Origin of the sequence: Bradyrhizobium sp. CCBAU 11430 (genome assembly GCF_028128855.1) — a bacterium.
GTDB classification, from domain to species: domain Bacteria; phylum Pseudomonadota; class Alphaproteobacteria; order Rhizobiales; family Xanthobacteraceae; genus Bradyrhizobium; species Bradyrhizobium ottawaense.
This window is the reverse complement of record NZ_LBJV01000073.1, coordinates 95,332-110,159: the sequence shown is the minus strand read 5'-3', so window position 1 is coordinate 110,159 and position 14,828 is coordinate 95,332. Positions and strand designations below refer to the sequence as shown.

Below are 14,828 nucleotides of genomic sequence, written 5' to 3'. Positions count from 1 at the left end.
AGCACGCAAAATATGGCGCGCAAACAACAGCTTACAGTTCCCTGCGCCGGAACCGTGCAACACCTCGCCTAACCTCGCAGCACATCGCACATGAAGCATTCAGCCTGCGGGCATTGTTCCAGTTCCGTCGAAGGGGCGTTTCGGCTCCCGCGCAGATTCGGCCGTGCGTTGATTTGGCTCTACCGGCACACGCTGTCGCCCTTGGTCGGTTACAATTGCCGGCATCTGCCGACTTGCTCCGTCTATGGCGACGAGGCGATCGAACGGTTCGGGCTCTGGGCCGGCGGCTGGATGACGCTTGCGCGCCTGCTGCGCTGCAATCCGTTCGGCACGTCGGGCATCGACAATGTACCGCTCACGGCACCGCCAGGCGCGCACTGGTATCTGCCATGGCGCTACGGCCGCTGGCGCGGCGTCAATGCATCCTGAGATTGCTGTGATGCTTTGCGCATCGGTGGCCTGAGGGGAACCGCAAGCTTTCTTCCCGCGTTGTTTCGATGCTCCCCCGGGAGGAAACAACAATGCGCTGGAAAATCAGCCCTCATCTTCACTTCAGGCTTTCTCACTTCAGGCTTTCTCACTTCAGGCCTGGGCCCACCCCCGGCTCCAGGCGGCACCACGACCCCAGAACCCTGGATCTGCTCGCGATCGTCGCCTTGCTCGCGCTCGTGCTTGGCTCCGGCTGGTATCTGGCGACGAGCTTAGCCACCGCGCCGAGCACGACGGCGTTCATCGTGCCAAGCCAGAGCGTGCACTGGTAGCTAAAGCGCAATGAGAATTGGATGAATCGTTGTCGCTTTAGCCTGTTGTTTGCGCATGATCATTTCGGAAAACCGCTTCGCACTTTTCCGAATCATGCTTAGCGGAACCAGTAGAAGCGCCCGGGCGGCGGCGGGATCGGCTCGGGCGGCCGCAGCCGTTTCGGACGCGGCGGCTTCGGCGTCGGATCGGCCGACGAGGTGGCCTCCCCGCCCGGCGCCGTTTCGGTACCCGGCACCCTCACCGCCAGCAACAAATTGGACTCGTGCATCCGCCAGCGGTAGCCGACGCCGAAATCGATCGGCTGGGCCCGCGTGAACAACTCGGAATAGCGCTCCTGGTAGCGGCCGGGGAATTCGTCGATCGGCCCGAGATAGCGGCCGAACGGGAAGAACCGCCATTGCCGCGCGCCGTAGTTCGCAAGCGGAATACCGGAATCGTCCTGGATGATGGTGGCGCTGTTGGCGAGCAGCCAGTCGCGAACGACGGTGAAGTTTCCGGAGTGCATGAGATAGGACGCACTCTTGAGCAGGCTGTTGCCGGGCCCGAGCGTCTCGCAGAATTTCAGGAATCCGGTGTTGCGCGCGCCGGCATTGGAGAGGTCGGTCGAGAAATAATGCAGCGTGCGCGCCTCGCCATCGCTGCCGGCGAAGGTGATGCGAACGCCGCGCGTCGCGTTGCGCCCCGGATTGTCGTCGCCGACATGCAAGCCCCCCTTGTCGTCGAGCGCGATCATCTCGACGTTGCGGATGGTCTTGCCGGAGCGCGCGAGGAAGACATAGAGGATCGGCAAGGTCCCGTTGACCTGGTTGGCGTGCAGGTCGACCTTCATCTGCTTGGTGATGAAGAAGGAAAAGCTCAGGATCGAGCCGAGCGAGCGCTCGACATTGTAGAGCGCCGCGCCGACCGCGCCGCGCGGCAGCCGCGTCAAATCGGGCACGGCGCCGACCGGCTCCAGCGCGCCGAGCACGTAAGTGCTGGCCTTGGAATGGAAAGCGTTGGCGTAGAGGAAATCGGGGCCGCTGAACATGTAGAACATGGTCGGCCGGGGCGCGGCGAGATTGACGTCGGCCCAATCGCGGATCTTGGAGAGCTGGCGCTGTTCGAGCTGGGCGAAGGCGCCGTCGAAGAACTTTGCATGGCGCTGCCAGCCCGGATCCTTCGTGAGCGGCACCAGCGGCGAGTCCGCCGAAGGCTGCATGCCCGCGAGGAAGCGCGCGGTGTCGTCGAAGCTCACCTCGGCGGCGTGCGCGGACGAGACGGCCGCAGCCAGCAGGGCAAGAGCTGTGGCCGCAATTCTGAGGGGACGAAACATGTCTATGCGCGATCGTGTGAATTGCCAGCGGCGACCGGCCGCCTGCGGAAAACAGCATAAATCAACAGGCCCGAGAGCATGACGAGCATCCCCGCGAGCGACTGCAGCGGCCGCTCGGTCAACAGGTAGTACATCATGAACGCGGTCACGAGCAGGAAAACCAGCGGCGTGAACGGGTATCCCCAGGCGCGATAGGGCCGCGGCAGATCGGGATCGGTGATGCGCAGCTTGATGACGCCGGCGACCGTGAAGAACGAGCAGAACAACAGTGCGAACTGGATGAAGTCGAGCACCGCCTCGAAGCTGCGCGTGAACAGCAGCAGATTGGCGACGGCGAGCTGGAACAGGATCGCATAGGCCGGCGCGCCGCTCGCCGATCGCTTCGAGAACACGCGCAAGGCGGGAATGTCCTCCCCCATCGTCATCATCACGCGCGGGCCGATCCACATCATGGCGCTGATCGAGGAGATCAGGCCAACGCAAATCATCGCGCCGACGATCCGACCACCGAGGCTGCCGAAGATGGCGCTGCCGGCGACGCTGGCGACATCGAGCTGACCGGCAAGCGCACCGACCGGCGTCGAATGGAGAAACACCGCGTTCAGCGCGACGTACAGCACGAGCACGATCAGCGTCCCCGCCAGCAGCGCGCGCGGCAGATTCCGCTGCGGCATGTTCATCTCGCCGATGATGTAGGTCGCGGCGTTCCAGCCCGAGAACGAATACATCACGAAGACGAGCCCGATCGCAAACGGCGCGCTGACGATGTGGGCGAGATCGCCCGGCTGCGGCGTAAACGTGATCGGTTGCGGGGCAGCGATGACGAAGCCGGCGACCAGGAAGGCGACGATCAGCGCGACCTTGATGATCGTCGCGATCAGCTGGAAGGTCGAGGAGTGCCTGACGCCGGTCAGTTGCACGAGCGAGACCAGCCACACCACGGCGATGGCGAGCGGGATCGGGGGCAGATCGGGCACGACAGATTTGGCGTATTCGCCGAACGCCATCGCGGCGAGCGCAACGGGCGCGGCAAAGCCCACCGTCGCCGACACCCAGCCGGCGAGAAAGCCGAAGGCGGGATGATAGGCGCGACCGAGGAAATTGTACTCCCCGCTCGAGCGCGGAAACATCGCCCCGAGCTCGCTATAGGCGAACACGCCGCACAGCGCGACGATGCCGCCGACGGTCCACAGCAGCAGGATCGAAAAGCCGGACGGGATGTCCTTGACCTGGAAGCCGAGGCTGGTGAAGACGCCGACCCCGATCATGTCGGCCACGACGATGGCGGTTGCGACCAGAACTGAGACCCCGGTCCCGCTTCCGGTCAGCCGGCCAGTCCAGGGCGCGGTTCCCGCATTTGATGCCGTCATCGGGGTCCTTAACCTCAGGCGTCATGCCTCATGGGCGCATCGTGCAGGTTGGCCCAGTCAATTCAAGCAGGGTTAACAAGGGCTAAATGAGGCGACGGAAGCGGGTAATAAAGCACCGCTTATCCCGCCCCCGAGCGATAAAGCGGCGCCCGCCCCGGCATCCTCCCCACAATCAGGACACGATTGCATGGTCCTTTTGAGCGTTCCGGATGTGGGGAAGTTTCTCCGGACACTTAACGTCACCTAAACGCCAGCGGCGCAATTGTCTTGAGATGCCGATGGACGTGACTTTGGGGTCATGGGTGGATGGTCGGGGCCGTTCCGAAATTGAGAGCTGACATGCGTGCCGACCGGACGACATCCGGTGCGCGCGGTCATGCGCTCCGGATCGGCCTGATCTCAGCCTTGGTGCCGCTGTCCCTGACACTGGTTCAATGCGGCAAGGCGCCCAATCCGGCGGCGCTCGCCGCGAACTCGCAGGCCAATGTTCAGGTCGTTGCGAAGACAAATCAGCAAGTCGCGAGCGGCGACACGTTCGAGGATCGCTTCCCGGCTCCGCAATTCGGGGAGCGCTTTCCCTCGGCGAGCGAGAGTTTTCTGCAGCGGCAGATGTCGGACTTCTCGCCGAAGCGCGCCGTGCAGCAACCGTCGCCGGAGCAGGCTCCCTACAGGGTCGCTTCGCTCGAGCCGCAGGTCCCCTACAAGCGTTCGCCCCGCGACGACCTGACGACGCTCGTCAGCATGAAATCGTCGGCCTTTCCCTATTTCGGCAACAACCCCGCCTCCGACGCGCCGTTCCTCAACATCGCCAAGGGCGACCGCCGCGGCCATCGCAGCTATTCCGGTCGCGTGTTCTGGCAGGACGAGACCTACAATGACAGCCGCGTGCTGATGCACGTGCCCGAGCATTTCGACGTCCGCAAGCCGGGCGTGATCGTGGTGTTCTTCCATGGCAATGGCGCGACGCTCGAACGCGACGTGCGTGATCGCCAGCTGGTGCCGAAGCAGGTCACCGATTCCGGCGCCAATGCCGTGCTGCTTGCCCCACAGATGGCGGTCGATGCCGCCGATTCCAGCGCCGGCAAGTTCTGGCAACCGGGCGGCTTCAAGCGCTTCATGGCGGAATCGGCCGACCACCTCGCCCGCGTTACCGGCGATCCCAACAGCGCCCGCGCCTTCGCCAACATGCCGATCGTGATCGTCGGCTATAGCGGCGGCTTCCTGCCGACGGCCTGGAGCCTGGAGGTCGGCGGCATCAGCGACCGCGTCCGCGGCGTCGTGCTGCTCGACGCCGTCTATGGCGAAATGGACAAGTTCGCGTCCTGGATCGAGAGCCACCGTTCCGGCTTCTTCGTCAGCGCCTACACCCGCCACACCGCGCGGCGCGACCGCGAGCTGATGAGCATGCTCCGGCAGAAGGGCATCAGTGTCGCCGAGGACATGGACGGCCCCTTGCGTCCCGGCAGCGTGGTGTTCGTGGAGACCGGCGACGGCATCACCCATCGCGACTACGTCACCCGCGCCTGGACGCGGGATCCACTCAAGGACGTGCTGGTGAAGATGTCGGCGACGCCGGCGCTGGCGCTGACCCGCGTGGCGGCCACCAGTTCCGCCGCATCGAGCCGATAGGTTTGGATATTGGTGCAGCCGGTGTCCGGCTGCATTGCCTGCAATTCCCTCAGGCTCTGATCAAAATGTAATGTTGATGGTCGAAATCCCCGGAAGCCACCGGATTGCTTCCGCCAGCAAGGCTCATACTTTGCCGGCCAGTTTGTGATTGGAATTTCGCGGGGACAGGCAGTGCGTCAGGGATTGTACAAGGTCGACTTCCACACCGTTCATGGAACGGGCTGCGGCGTCGTCTACGTGATGGATGGCAAGATGCGCGGCGGCAATTCCGCTTTCGCCTTCATCGGCACCTATACGGGCGAAGGCGACAGCATCAAGGTCAAGATCTCGACCCAGCGCTACAACGACGACCCCTCCTTCAAGGCTCTGTTCGGCACCGACCGGATCACGCTGGCGCTCGCCGGCCGGGAGGACGGCGACAACGCGGAATTCGAAGGCAACGCGCTGCAGGCGCCGGGCGTTGCCTTCCGGGCCGTGCTGAGCCGGATCAGCGACTGAGCATCAGCTCATTCAAGATTAGCTCTTGTAAGTATTAGCTCTTGGGCAGCTTCGGAATGCTCTCGGCAAAGCCGTTGAAGCAGGCCAGCCGCTCGTCCTCTTCCTTGAAGAAGCGGCAATCGGCGTAGCCCTTGGCCTTCGCCGGCTTCGGCTTCGGCGCTGGCGCGATCACCGCGTCGTAGCAGTTGAGGCGGTCCTTGGTGCCGTCGTCGAGTTCGAGGCAGGCCTGGAGCCGGGCCGCGATCGACTGCGGCTTGCCCTTCGGCGCTGCGGCCGGCTTGGCCGCCGCCTCTTTGGTCCCTTTGGGCTTGACCTGCACCAAGGGCTTGTCCCCCACCATCGGTGGCTTGTCGGCTTGCGCAAACGCGGAGGCTGAATAGAGCACCGCGGCAACCGCCAGAATCATCCTCATTTCAGTCAACTCTCTTTGGTCCCCATGACCGGCGTTCTAGCGCTCCCGCGCGCGGTTTGCCAAGCACATTGCGTACACGAAGCCGCGGGATTCAGGCCGTTGCAGCCGCAGGCCGGGGCCGGGTCAGGACCACCAGGATCAGCGCCAGCACGACGAAACCGACCGCGACGAAGCCGAGCGCATGCAGGAGTTCGCGGGCGAACAGCAGCCCGCCGACGGCGGAGCCGACCGCCTGGCCGATATAGAGAACGGACGTATTGAGCGCGACGGTTGCCGATGCCAGTGGCGGCGCGGCCGCGACCAATCGCACCTGCTGCATCGAATTGGTCGAGGCAAAGCCGAGGCCCCAGATCGCGACCCCGACCGTCATGAAGGCAAGCGTGCCCGCGCCGAGCGCCCAGCCCGTGATGCCCGCAAGCAGCAGGCAAGTGAACAGCAGCGAGGTCCGATACGGTCCCGAGGTGTCGACGATGCGGGTGGCGATGACGACGCCGAGGAAGCCGCAGACGCCGTAAAGCGCGAACACCATGCCGATCGCATCGGGACCGGCGCCGGTGAGCTTCTTGAGCAGCGGGCCCATGAAGGTGAACACCACGAACTGCCCCGACATCTGCAGCATGGTGATCGCCAGCAGCAGCAGAATCGTCCTGTTGCGGCCGACCTCGCGCCAGGTCTTCAAATCCACCGGCGCGCCCTTCAGGCCTGCCGGAAGCCGCAGCAGCAGCAACAGGAAGCTGATGCAACCGAGCACGCCGATCTCGCCATAGGCCGCGCGCCAGCCGTAGCGGCTGGCAATGAAGGTGATCAGCGGAAGGCCGACGGCGGCAGCCAGCGACCAGCCGAGGAAGATATAGGCGATGGTGCTGCCCCGCCGCTCCACCGGCACGATCAACGCCGCCGTGCCGGCGGCCTGCGGCGTGTAGAGCGCACCGACCGCTAGCATCACGAGACGGATGGCGAGAAGGCTGGTGTAATCGGGTGCAAAGGCCGAGGCGAGATTGCCGAAGGCGAGCACCGCCAGCGTCGTCGTGAGCAGCGTCCGCCGTTCGATGCGGCTCGTCAGCCAGGCCGTCACCGGCGAGCCGATGCACAGCGTGATCGCGCCGAAGGTGATGAGGAGCCCGGCCGCGTGAATGCTGACGTCGAGCCCCGTCGCCAACTCCGGCAGCATGCCCGCCGGCGCCAGCACCGAGCAGCCGGTGACGAGATTGCCGAGCATCAAGGCGGTTGGCGCGAAACGCGGGGCGCGTGCATTTTCCATGCAAGTGCATGTAGAGCAGCCGCGGGCCAGTTAAAGGGCCGGTGCGAAATAGTTCGTGCGCACGCCCGTTTTATGCGCCAATTTTCTTGGATTTGCCGGATTGCGCAGGCCGAATCGCCTGATATATCGCTCGTTCCCGCTTACCTGCGCTCGTTCGCAGGAGTGAGCCTCAGGAGAAAAGCAATGACCGACCAGTCCAAGGACCAGCCGAAGTCCGAATCCGGCTTCCAATATTCCCTCAGCAATCTGAAGCCCGTGACCCCCGCCGCCAAAGTTACCCTCACCTTCCCGGACGGCGCCCAGCGCCAATACGACCAGAGCATCACCGGCCTCGATATCGCCAAGGGCATCTCGCCGTCGCTGGCCAAGCGCACGGTCGCGATGGCGCTCGACGGCGTGGTCGCCGACCTCAACGACCCCATCGAGGCCGACGCCAAGCTCGAGCTGATCAGCCGCGACGATCCACGCGCGCTCGAATTGATCCGCCACGATTGCGCTCACGTGCTCGCTGAGGCCGTGCAGACGCTGTGGCCGGGCACGCAGGTCACCATCGGTCCCGTGATCGAGAACGGCTTCTATTACGACTTCTTCCGCAACGAGCCGTTCACGCCGGAAGACTTTGCCGCGATCGAGAAGAAGATGCGCGAGATCATCGCGCGCGACAAACCTTTCACCAAGGAAGTCTGGGATCGCGAGAAGACCAAGCAGGTGTTCCGCGACAAGGGCGAGGCCTTCAAGGTCGAGCTGGTCGACGCCATTCCCGGCACCGAGCCGATCAAGATCTACTACCAGGGCGACTGGTTCGACCTGTGCCGCGGCCCGCACATGACCTCGACCGGCAAGGTCGGTAACGCCTTCAAGCTGATGAAGGTGGCCGGCGCCTATTGGCGCGGCGACAGCAACAATCCGATGCTGACCCGCATCTACGGCACCGCCTTCGCCAAGCAGGAGGACCTCGACGCCTACCTGAAGCAGATCGAGGAAGCCGAGAAGCGCGACCATCGCAAGCTCGGGCGCGAGCTCGACCTCTTCCACTTCCAGGAGGAAGGTCCGGGCGTCGTGTTCTGGCACCCGAAGGGCTGGACCATCTTCCAGCAGCTGATCGCCTATATGCGCCGGCGCCTGACCGGCGATTACAGCGAGGTCAACGCGCCGCAGATCCTCGACAAGGTGCTGTGGGAGACCTCGGGCCATTGGGGCTGGTATCGCGAGAACATGTTCGCGGCGCAGTCGGCCGGCGACGAGGCCGAGGACAAGCGCTGGTTTGCGCTCAAGCCGATGAACTGCCCGGGTCACGTGCAGATCTTCAAGCACGGCCTGAAGAGCTACCGCGACCTGCCCTTGCGCCTCGCCGAGTTCGGCGTGGTGCATCGCTATGAGCCCTCCGGCGCCATGCACGGCCTGATGCGCGTGCGCGGCTTCACCCAGGACGACGCGCACATCTTCTGCACCGAGGACCAACTCGCCGAAGAGTGCCTGAAGATCAACGAACTCATCCTGTCGACCTATGCGGACTTTGGCTTCACCGGCGATCTCACGGTGAAGCTGTCGACGCGGCCGGACAAGCGCGTCGGCACCGACGAGATGTGGGATCACGCCGAACGCGTGATGGCGACGGTTTTGCGCGAGATCCAGTCGCAGAACAATCACATCAAGACCGAGATCAACCCGGGCGAAGGCGCCTTCTACGGGCCGAAGTTCGAATATGTGCTGCGCGACGCCATCGGCCGCGACTGGCAGTGCGGCACCACGCAGGTCGACTTCAACCTGCCGGAGCGGTTCGGCGCGTTCTACATCGACCATGACGGCGGCAAGAAACCGCCTGTCATGGTGCACCGGGCGATCTGCGGCTCGATGGAGCGCTATATCGGCATCCTGATCGAGCACTATGCCGGCAACTTCCCGCTCTGGCTGTCGCCGGTGCAGGCGGTGGTCACGACCATCACCTCGGAAGGCGACGAATACGCCAAGGTGGTGATGGAGCAGGCACGGCGCGCCGGGCTTCGGGTCGAGATCGACCTGCGCAACGAAAAAATCAACTACAAGGTCCGCGAGCATTCGCTGGCCAAGATCCCGGCGCTGCTCGTGGTCGGCAAGAAGGAGGCCGAGACGCATGCGGTGTCGGTCCGCCGCCTCGGCAGCGACGGCCAGAAGGTGCTGACGACCGAGGAGGCGATCGCCGCCCTGGTCGACGAGGCGACCCCGCCGGACGTCAAGCGGGCGCGGGGCGCGGTCTGACGGCGTTCAAGCGGCTCTATCTTGCCCGACTTTGATGAGGGACTCGGCCGGAATGCCGAGGCCCTCATGCAGCCGTCGGATCATGCTGAGTGTCAATTCGCGCCGCCGGTTGAGCACTTCGTGGACCCGGTTGCGGCTGCCAATAAAGGGAATCAGGTCCCTCGGCTGCAGACCGCCCTGTCCATATGATATTTGATGGCTTCGACCGGGTCCGGAAGGTCCAGTCGGTAGTGCTTCCGCTCCCACGCCTCCACGAGCGTCACAAGCACGTCAAGTCGATCGCCCTCAGGCGAGTTCCGGCGCGCACTCATCAACGTCTCGATCTCCTTGAGCACGCGACGATAGTCTCGGTTAGACTTGATTGGAGCGATTTCCATCATCGACCTTCTAAATGGTTTGCGCATCGATTGCGTCGTCCTGCCGGTGTGTTCCAACAAAACGGATATAGACCACGCGGTATGGATAGTTGATCCAGACCACCACGCGATATTTGTTGCCGGCGACGTTGAACATGACGCGGCCATCCCTGAGGATACTGGCGGTTCGGATATCTCTCTTGACGTCCGCGGGCTTCGCCCAATCGGCCTGCTTTACCTGCCGAAACCAGGCCATCAGGGGATCGCGCGCATCGGAGGCCGCCTCGCCGGCCCGATCTAGAAAAGCCTTGATCGTGCTGAGCGCGATGATCCTCATTCAACTCATCTTAGCATAGTCCCATCTTGGGACCATAACCTTCTGGACGGGCGCAGCTGTCGAACTCATAATCACTCTAAAATCCCTTCCATTCGTCCCCTGCCGGGCCTATCTCCCGGCGAGAACAAAGCCATAAGGACGCCCCGTGCCCGACGCCATCGAACTCCTGAAGACCCGCCGCTCGGTCAAGCCGCGCGAAATGACCGGGCCTGGCCCCTCGGCGGCCGAGCTCGAGACCATCCTTACCATCGGCGCCCGCGTGCCCGACCACGGCAAGCTCGCGCCCTGGCGCTTCATCATCTTCGAGGGCGACGCCCGCCAGCGCGCCGGAGAGGTGATTGCCAAGGTGTTCGCCCGGAAGAATCCCGGTGCGCCCGCCGCCGACGTCGAGACCGAGCGCAAGCGCCTCACCGACGCGCCGCTGGTGATCGGCATCGTCAGTTTCACGAGGCCGCATCCGAAGGTGCCGGCGTTCGAGCAGGAATTGTCCGCCGGCGCCAGCGCCATGAACATCGTCACGGCCGCAACCGCGCTCGGCTATGGCGCCTGCTGGCTGACCGGCTGGTTCTCGTTCGATCGCGACGTGCTCGATGGCCTCGGCCTCAAGCCGGACGAAAAGCTCGCCGGCTTCATCCATATCGGCACGCCGACCAAGCCGAGCGAAGACCGTCCGCGACCGTTCCTTTCGGAAATCGTGACGCGTTTTTAATCGAACGCTTGTTGACGCCTCTGGCGTCTTGCGGCTTTCATCCCGGCCAGGGAGGAAGCCGGTATGAAGCGTCGTGATTTTCTGGTCGGGGCCGCGCTGCTCGCCGGCACGATGGCACGAAGCCGCGCCGCCGACATCCCCGCCCCGTCGTCCGAGGGGCTGGATCGCATCACTTCGTATTTCGACAACGAGGTGGGAAGCGGCCGGTTGCCGGGCGCCGTGATCCTGGTGCAGCAGCACGGCAAGCCGGTCTATCAGAAGACGTTTGGCGTGCGCGACGTCAGGACCAGTCTTGCGATGACGCCGGACACGATCTTCGCGATCCACTCGATGACCAAGCCGATCACCTGCCTTGGTGCGATGATGCTGATCGACGAGGGCAAGCTCGCCCTCACCGACCCCGTGTCGAAATACGTTCCCCTGTTTGCCGACACCAAGGTCGGCCTCGAAGTCACCCTGCCCGACGGCAAGCTGGAGCTCGATCTCGTGCCGCCGGTCCGCCCCGTCAACATCGAGGATTTGCTGCGGCACACCTCGGGCATCAGCTACGATTATATCGGCGGCAAATGGGTCGAGCAGGCCTACAAGGCCGCCAACATCTTCGAGGGCCAATTCAACAACCGCGAATTCGCCGACCGCATCGCCAAGCTGCCGCTGGCGCGGCAGCCGGGAACGCTGTGGCGCTACGGCCATTCCACCGACGTGCTCGGCAGCGTCATCGAGATCATCTCGGGCCAGACGCTGTATCAGTTCCTGAAGCAGCGCATCTTCGATCCGCTCGGCATGAGCAGCACCAAATTCGCGCTGGCGACCGAGGACGAACTCGCCCGGATGGCGCGGCCGCTGCCGAACGATTTCATCCTGCTCGCCGCCGAGCGAGACCGCCTCGATCATCCCGAATGGCAGTCCGGCGGCGGCGGCCTGCTCTCGACCATCACCGACTATCAGCGCTTCTCGCAGATGCTGCTCAACGGCGGCGAGTTCGAGGGCAAGCGTTACCTGAGCCCTGCCGCGTTCAAGGCGATGACGACCGATCATATCGGGCCCGGCTCCGGCGTCGGACGCGACTATTTCTATTTTCCGGGCGACGGCTTCGGTTATGGCTATGGCCTTGCGGTGCGGACCGATCCGGGCAACGCCAAACCGCCGCCGCCGGGCTCGCTCGGCGAGCTGAAATGGGACTCAGGGAGCGGCACCTATTTCGGCGTCGATCCCAAGCTCGACATGATCTACCTCATGATGCAGCAGACCCAGAACGAGCGCAGCCGCATCACGCCCGCCTTCAAGGCGCTGGTCTACGACTGCTACCCCGAGGGGCTACGCCGCCCGTGAGGCGCGCTGACCGAAATCGGCGAGCAGCTTTGCGATCTCGGCCGCAGGCCGCGCCGCGCTGAACAGAAAGCCCTGCACTTCGTTGCAGCCTTCGGCGCGGAGCCAGTCGAGCTGATCCTCGGTCTCGACGCCCTCCGCGGTCGTGGTGATGTTGAGGCTGCGGCCGAGCCCGGAGATCGCGCGCACGATCGCGCTGCAATCGGGCCGCTGCGCCAGATCCTTGACGAAGGAGCGGTCGATCTTGATCTTGTCGAACGGAAAGCTCCTGAGATAGCTCAGGCTGGAATAGCCGGTGCCGAAATCATCCATGGAGATGCCGACGCCGAGCTCGCGGAGCTGGTGCAGGATGGCAAGGTTGGCATCAGTCTCCGCCAGAAAGACCGACTCCGTGATTTCGAGCTCGAGCCGCCGCGGCGACAGGCCGGACTGCGCCAGCGCCGAGATCACGATTTGAACCAGGTTGCGGCTGCGGAATTGCGCCGGCGACAGATTGACCGCGACCTTGACGTCGGCAGGCCATTTGACGGCCTCGGCGCAGGCTTCGCGCAAGACCCACTCCCCTAACTGCGTGATGAGGCCGATGTCCTCGGCAACCGGGATGAACTCCGCCGGCGAGATCATGCCCTTGTCCGGATGGCGCCAGCGCAGCAGCGACTCGAAGCCGGAGATGCGGTCGGAGGCGATCGACACCAGCGGCTGATAGTGCAGCTCGAACTCGCCATTGGCGAACGCACGGCGCAGATCGAGCTCCATGTCGCGGCGCTTCTGCGCCTGCAGGTCCATCTCGCGCTCGAAGAAATGGTGCACGCCGCCGCCGTCGGACTTCGCCCGGTACAGCGCCATGTCGGCATTGCGCATCAGCTCTTCCGGCGTCGTGCCGTCGCCGGGCGACAGCGCGATGCCGATGCTGGCGCCGATCACCATCTCCTGACCGTCGAGATCGTAGGGTGCCTTCAGCATGTCGATCAGCAGGCCAGCGCAGGCGCTGGCCTCGTTCGGCGAGACGTCGGCGGCAAGGATCACCGCGAATTCGTCGCCGCCGAGCCGGGCCGCCAGATTGCCGCCGCGGACGGCAAGGGTCAGGCGTTCGGCGACGTCCTTGAGCAGGCGGTCGCCGACGGGATGACCGAAGGAATCGTTGATGTTCTTGAACAGGTCGAGATCGATGTAGAGCACGCCGACCCGTTTCCCCGCTGCCTGCTCCAGCGCCTGCTTCAGGCGCTCCCGGAAATATTCGCGGTTCGGCAGGTCGGTGAGCCCGTCATGGTGGGCCATGTGCGCGATGCGCGCCTCGGCCTTGCGGCGTTCGGTGATGTCGACCACTGCGACCAGATAGCCGTCGCGATCGTCGAAGGCGACACGGCGGCCGAAGGTGAGCACCTCGATCTCGCTGCCGTCGGCGCGCAGATGCCGCCAGTTGCGCGAGGAGTGATAGGCTTCGCCAACGCGCTCCAGCGCCTCGGCGTGGCTGTCCCACTCGTCTTCCGGCCAGATCTCGTGCAGCTTCATGCGCAGGAAGGTGGCGCGGCTGTAGCCGTAATGCTGGACCGCGGCGTCGTTGACGCCAAGGAACTCCTTGCTCTCAGCGTCGAACACCCACATCGGCATCGGGTTGCTGTCGAACAGCAGGCGGAACGAGGCGTCGCGCCGCTTCAACGCGGTGACATCGGAGATCGTCAGCGAGACCACGTCGGCGAAGGCCGTGGCGCTGAGGCGGAGGTGGCGTCCGTCGCTCTCGATCTCGAGCTGCTCGCCGCGGCCGCCCGCGACGGCCTTGAGCAGGAAGTCCATGATCTCGGGCGAGGCCAGCAGCGTGTTGCCCTCGCCGATCCGCCGCCACAACAGACCTCCGCTCGCGACCTTCAGCAGCGCGCTTGCGCTGTTGTTGTGATGCACGACCTGGAGATCGGACGGCTTGCCGCCGGCATCGCGCACCGTCGCCAGCGAGATCACCGCATCGTCGGTCGAGGCGAAAATCGCATCCAGCAGATTGTACTGCGTGCCGCGCTCGTTGATGTAGGCGCCGACCAGCGTGGCGCCCCAGCGCGAGGCCGTCGGCAGCGCCAGCACATCGTAGGTCCGGACCATGCCGTCGCGCACGCAATGCGCGCTGGCGTGGTAAGGTCGTCCATTGGCAAGCGCGCTCGTCGCCGCTTCCGACAGTGCGGTGGCGCAATCCGGCGACAATTCGGCGACGGGAATGTCCCAGCGCTCCTCGCCGAGCCATTTCTGCACGTAGCGTCCGCTGCGCGACAGCTCGAGCCTGCCGTCGTTTCTCAGCAGCGCGATGTGATCGGCGAGCCGTCCGAGACTGCCGAGCATCACGTCCTCGTAGCGCGGCAGCCGATCGCCCGGCTTCAACGCGGCACGCCATTTGCGCTGAAGCACCGGGATGTCGTCGAACATTTCGGCGGCCGGTTTTCCCGACACTTTCTTCGCGGCATTCATGGCAGTCCCCAACGCACTTTCTCGGCGCATCCAATGCAGCTGCGCTTAACGACATGTAAAAAGGCCGCAGGCGCGGGTTCCGTTCGGCGATTATGACAGTTTTAAGTCGGGTGTTGGTTAGTGGGCGTTAGCGACTATGACGGTCGCGCGAAGGGGCTACGTCC

General features: G+C 64.4%; 13 protein-coding genes and 1 pseudogene. 7 read left to right on the top strand and 7 right to left on the bottom strand.

Annotated elements, in window-relative coordinates; translation table 11 throughout:
• Positions 1-90 precede the first annotated feature (90 nt).
• Together yidD and XI04_RS35300 are read left to right on the top strand one after the other, a co-directional pair.
• The gene (gene yidD / locus XI04_RS35305) at positions 91-429 is read left to right on the top strand and encodes a membrane protein insertion efficiency factor YidD (protein ID WP_028141106.1); all 339 of its coding nucleotides are present in this window, start codon (positions 91-93) and stop codon (positions 427-429) included.
• Between the two features lie 92 nt (positions 430-521).
• Positions 522-761, top strand: coding sequence for a hypothetical protein (locus XI04_RS35300; protein WP_038950521.1), 240 nt, complete (start codon positions 522-524; stop codon positions 759-761).
• Between the two features lie 98 nt (positions 762-859).
• Here XI04_RS35300 and XI04_RS35295 read toward each other — a convergent pair whose 3' ends face one another.
• Positions 860-2,074: a hypothetical protein gene (locus XI04_RS35295; RefSeq protein ID WP_271623901.1), complete on the bottom strand. Its 1,215-nt coding sequence runs from the start codon at positions 2,072-2,074 to the stop codon at positions 860-862.
• A gap of 2 nt (positions 2,075-2,076) precedes the next feature.
• Positions 2,077-3,444 carry an APC family permease gene (locus XI04_RS35290; RefSeq protein ID WP_028141109.1) on the bottom strand — a complete coding sequence of 456 codons (1,368 nt, stop codon included), beginning with the start codon at positions 3,442-3,444 and terminating at the stop codon, positions 2,077-2,079.
• 339 nt (positions 3,445-3,783) lie between these two features.
• On the opposite strand from XI04_RS35290, the gene XI04_RS35285 reads away from it, so the two are divergent.
• Both XI04_RS35285 and XI04_RS35280 read left to right on the top strand, forming a co-directional pair.
• Positions 3,784-5,073, top strand: a complete 1,290-nt coding sequence (locus tag XI04_RS35285) for an alpha/beta hydrolase (RefSeq protein ID WP_049806704.1) — start codon at positions 3,784-3,786, stop codon at positions 5,071-5,073.
• A gap of 171 nt (positions 5,074-5,244) precedes the next feature.
• Positions 5,245-5,571 carry a GrlR family regulatory protein gene (locus tag XI04_RS35280; protein WP_038950525.1) on the top strand — a complete coding sequence of 109 codons (327 nt, stop codon included), beginning with the start codon at positions 5,245-5,247 and terminating at the stop codon, positions 5,569-5,571.
• 34 nt (positions 5,572-5,605) lie between these two features.
• Here XI04_RS35280 and XI04_RS35275 read toward each other — a convergent pair whose 3' ends face one another.
• Complete coding sequence (locus XI04_RS35275) at positions 5,606-5,983, bottom strand: hypothetical protein (RefSeq protein ID WP_028141112.1); 378 nt, start codon at positions 5,981-5,983, stop codon at positions 5,606-5,608.
• A gap of 91 nt (positions 5,984-6,074) precedes the next feature.
• Positions 6,075-7,244 carry an MFS transporter gene (locus XI04_RS35270; protein WP_271608909.1) on the bottom strand — a complete coding sequence of 390 codons (1,170 nt, stop codon included), beginning with the start codon at positions 7,242-7,244 and terminating at the stop codon, positions 6,075-6,077.
• A 183-nt stretch (positions 7,245-7,427) separates the two neighbouring features.
• Between XI04_RS35270 and thrS the strand changes: the two genes are divergently transcribed.
• The gene (thrS, locus tag XI04_RS35265; protein WP_271608910.1) at positions 7,428-9,482 is read left to right on the top strand and encodes a threonine--tRNA ligase; all 2,055 of its coding nucleotides are present in this window, start codon (positions 7,428-7,430) and stop codon (positions 9,480-9,482) included.
• 6 nt (positions 9,483-9,488) lie between these two features.
• Here the strand turns inward: thrS and XI04_RS35260 are convergent.
• Both XI04_RS35260 and XI04_RS35255 read right to left on the bottom strand, forming a co-directional pair.
• A pseudogene (locus XI04_RS35260) lies at positions 9,489-9,859 on the bottom strand (helix-turn-helix domain-containing protein).
• Positions 9,860-9,869: 10 nt separating this feature from the next.
• Complete coding sequence (locus XI04_RS35255) at positions 9,870-10,175, bottom strand: type II toxin-antitoxin system HigB family toxin (protein WP_038972388.1); 306 nt, start codon at positions 10,173-10,175, stop codon at positions 9,870-9,872.
• Positions 10,176-10,320: 145 nt separating this feature from the next.
• Here XI04_RS35255 and XI04_RS35250 point away from each other — a divergent pair, with 145 nt between their 5' ends.
• Entirely contained in the window at positions 10,321-10,884 is a 564-nt protein-coding gene (locus tag XI04_RS35250) for a nitroreductase family protein (protein WP_271608911.1), read from the top strand.
• Between the two features lie 63 nt (positions 10,885-10,947).
• Positions 10,948-12,216 (top strand): serine hydrolase domain-containing protein, encoded by a 1,269-nt coding sequence (locus XI04_RS35245; RefSeq protein WP_038950530.1) that lies wholly within the window; start codon positions 10,948-10,950, stop codon positions 12,214-12,216.
• Here XI04_RS35245 and XI04_RS35240 read toward each other — a convergent pair.
• Entirely contained in the window at positions 12,202-14,664 is a 2,463-nt protein-coding gene (locus tag XI04_RS35240) for a putative bifunctional diguanylate cyclase/phosphodiesterase (protein WP_271608912.1), read from the bottom strand. The two genes, XI04_RS35245 and XI04_RS35240, sit on opposite strands and share 15 nt — an antisense overlap.
• Between the last annotated feature and the right edge of the window lie 164 nt (positions 14,665-14,828).

What these genes read in the sequence shown, in the direction of transcription:
- yidD (WP_028141106.1), top strand. Translation starts at nt 91, where the DNA reads ATGAAGCATTCAGCCTGCGGGCATTGTTCCAGTTCCGTCGAAGGGGCG.
- XI04_RS35300 (WP_038950521.1), top strand. Translation starts at nt 522, where the DNA reads ATGCGCTGGAAAATCAGCCCTCATCTTCACTTCAGGCTTTCTCACTTC.
- XI04_RS35295 (WP_271623901.1), bottom strand. Translation starts at nt 2,074, where the DNA reads ATGTTTCGTCCCCTCAGAATTGCGGCCACAGCTCTTGCCCTGCTGGCT.
- XI04_RS35290 (WP_028141109.1), bottom strand. Translation starts at nt 3,444, where the DNA reads ATGACGGCATCAAATGCGGGAACCGCGCCCTGGACTGGCCGGCTGACC.
- XI04_RS35285 (WP_049806704.1), top strand. Translation starts at nt 3,784, where the DNA reads ATGCGTGCCGACCGGACGACATCCGGTGCGCGCGGTCATGCGCTCCGG.
- XI04_RS35275 (WP_028141112.1), bottom strand. Translation starts at nt 5,983, where the DNA reads ATGAGGATGATTCTGGCGGTTGCCGCGGTGCTCTATTCAGCCTCCGCG.
- XI04_RS35270 (WP_271608909.1), bottom strand. Translation starts at nt 7,244, where the DNA reads ATGGAAAATGCACGCGCCCCGCGTTTCGCGCCAACCGCCTTGATGCTC.
- thrS (WP_271608910.1), top strand. Translation starts at nt 7,428, where the DNA reads ATGACCGACCAGTCCAAGGACCAGCCGAAGTCCGAATCCGGCTTCCAA.
- XI04_RS35255 (WP_038972388.1), bottom strand. Translation starts at nt 10,175, where the DNA reads ATGAGGATCATCGCGCTCAGCACGATCAAGGCTTTTCTAGATCGGGCC.
- XI04_RS35245 (WP_038950530.1), top strand. Translation starts at nt 10,948, where the DNA reads ATGAAGCGTCGTGATTTTCTGGTCGGGGCCGCGCTGCTCGCCGGCACG.
- XI04_RS35240 (WP_271608912.1), bottom strand. Translation starts at nt 14,664, where the DNA reads ATGAATGCCGCGAAGAAAGTGTCGGGAAAACCGGCCGCCGAAATGTTC.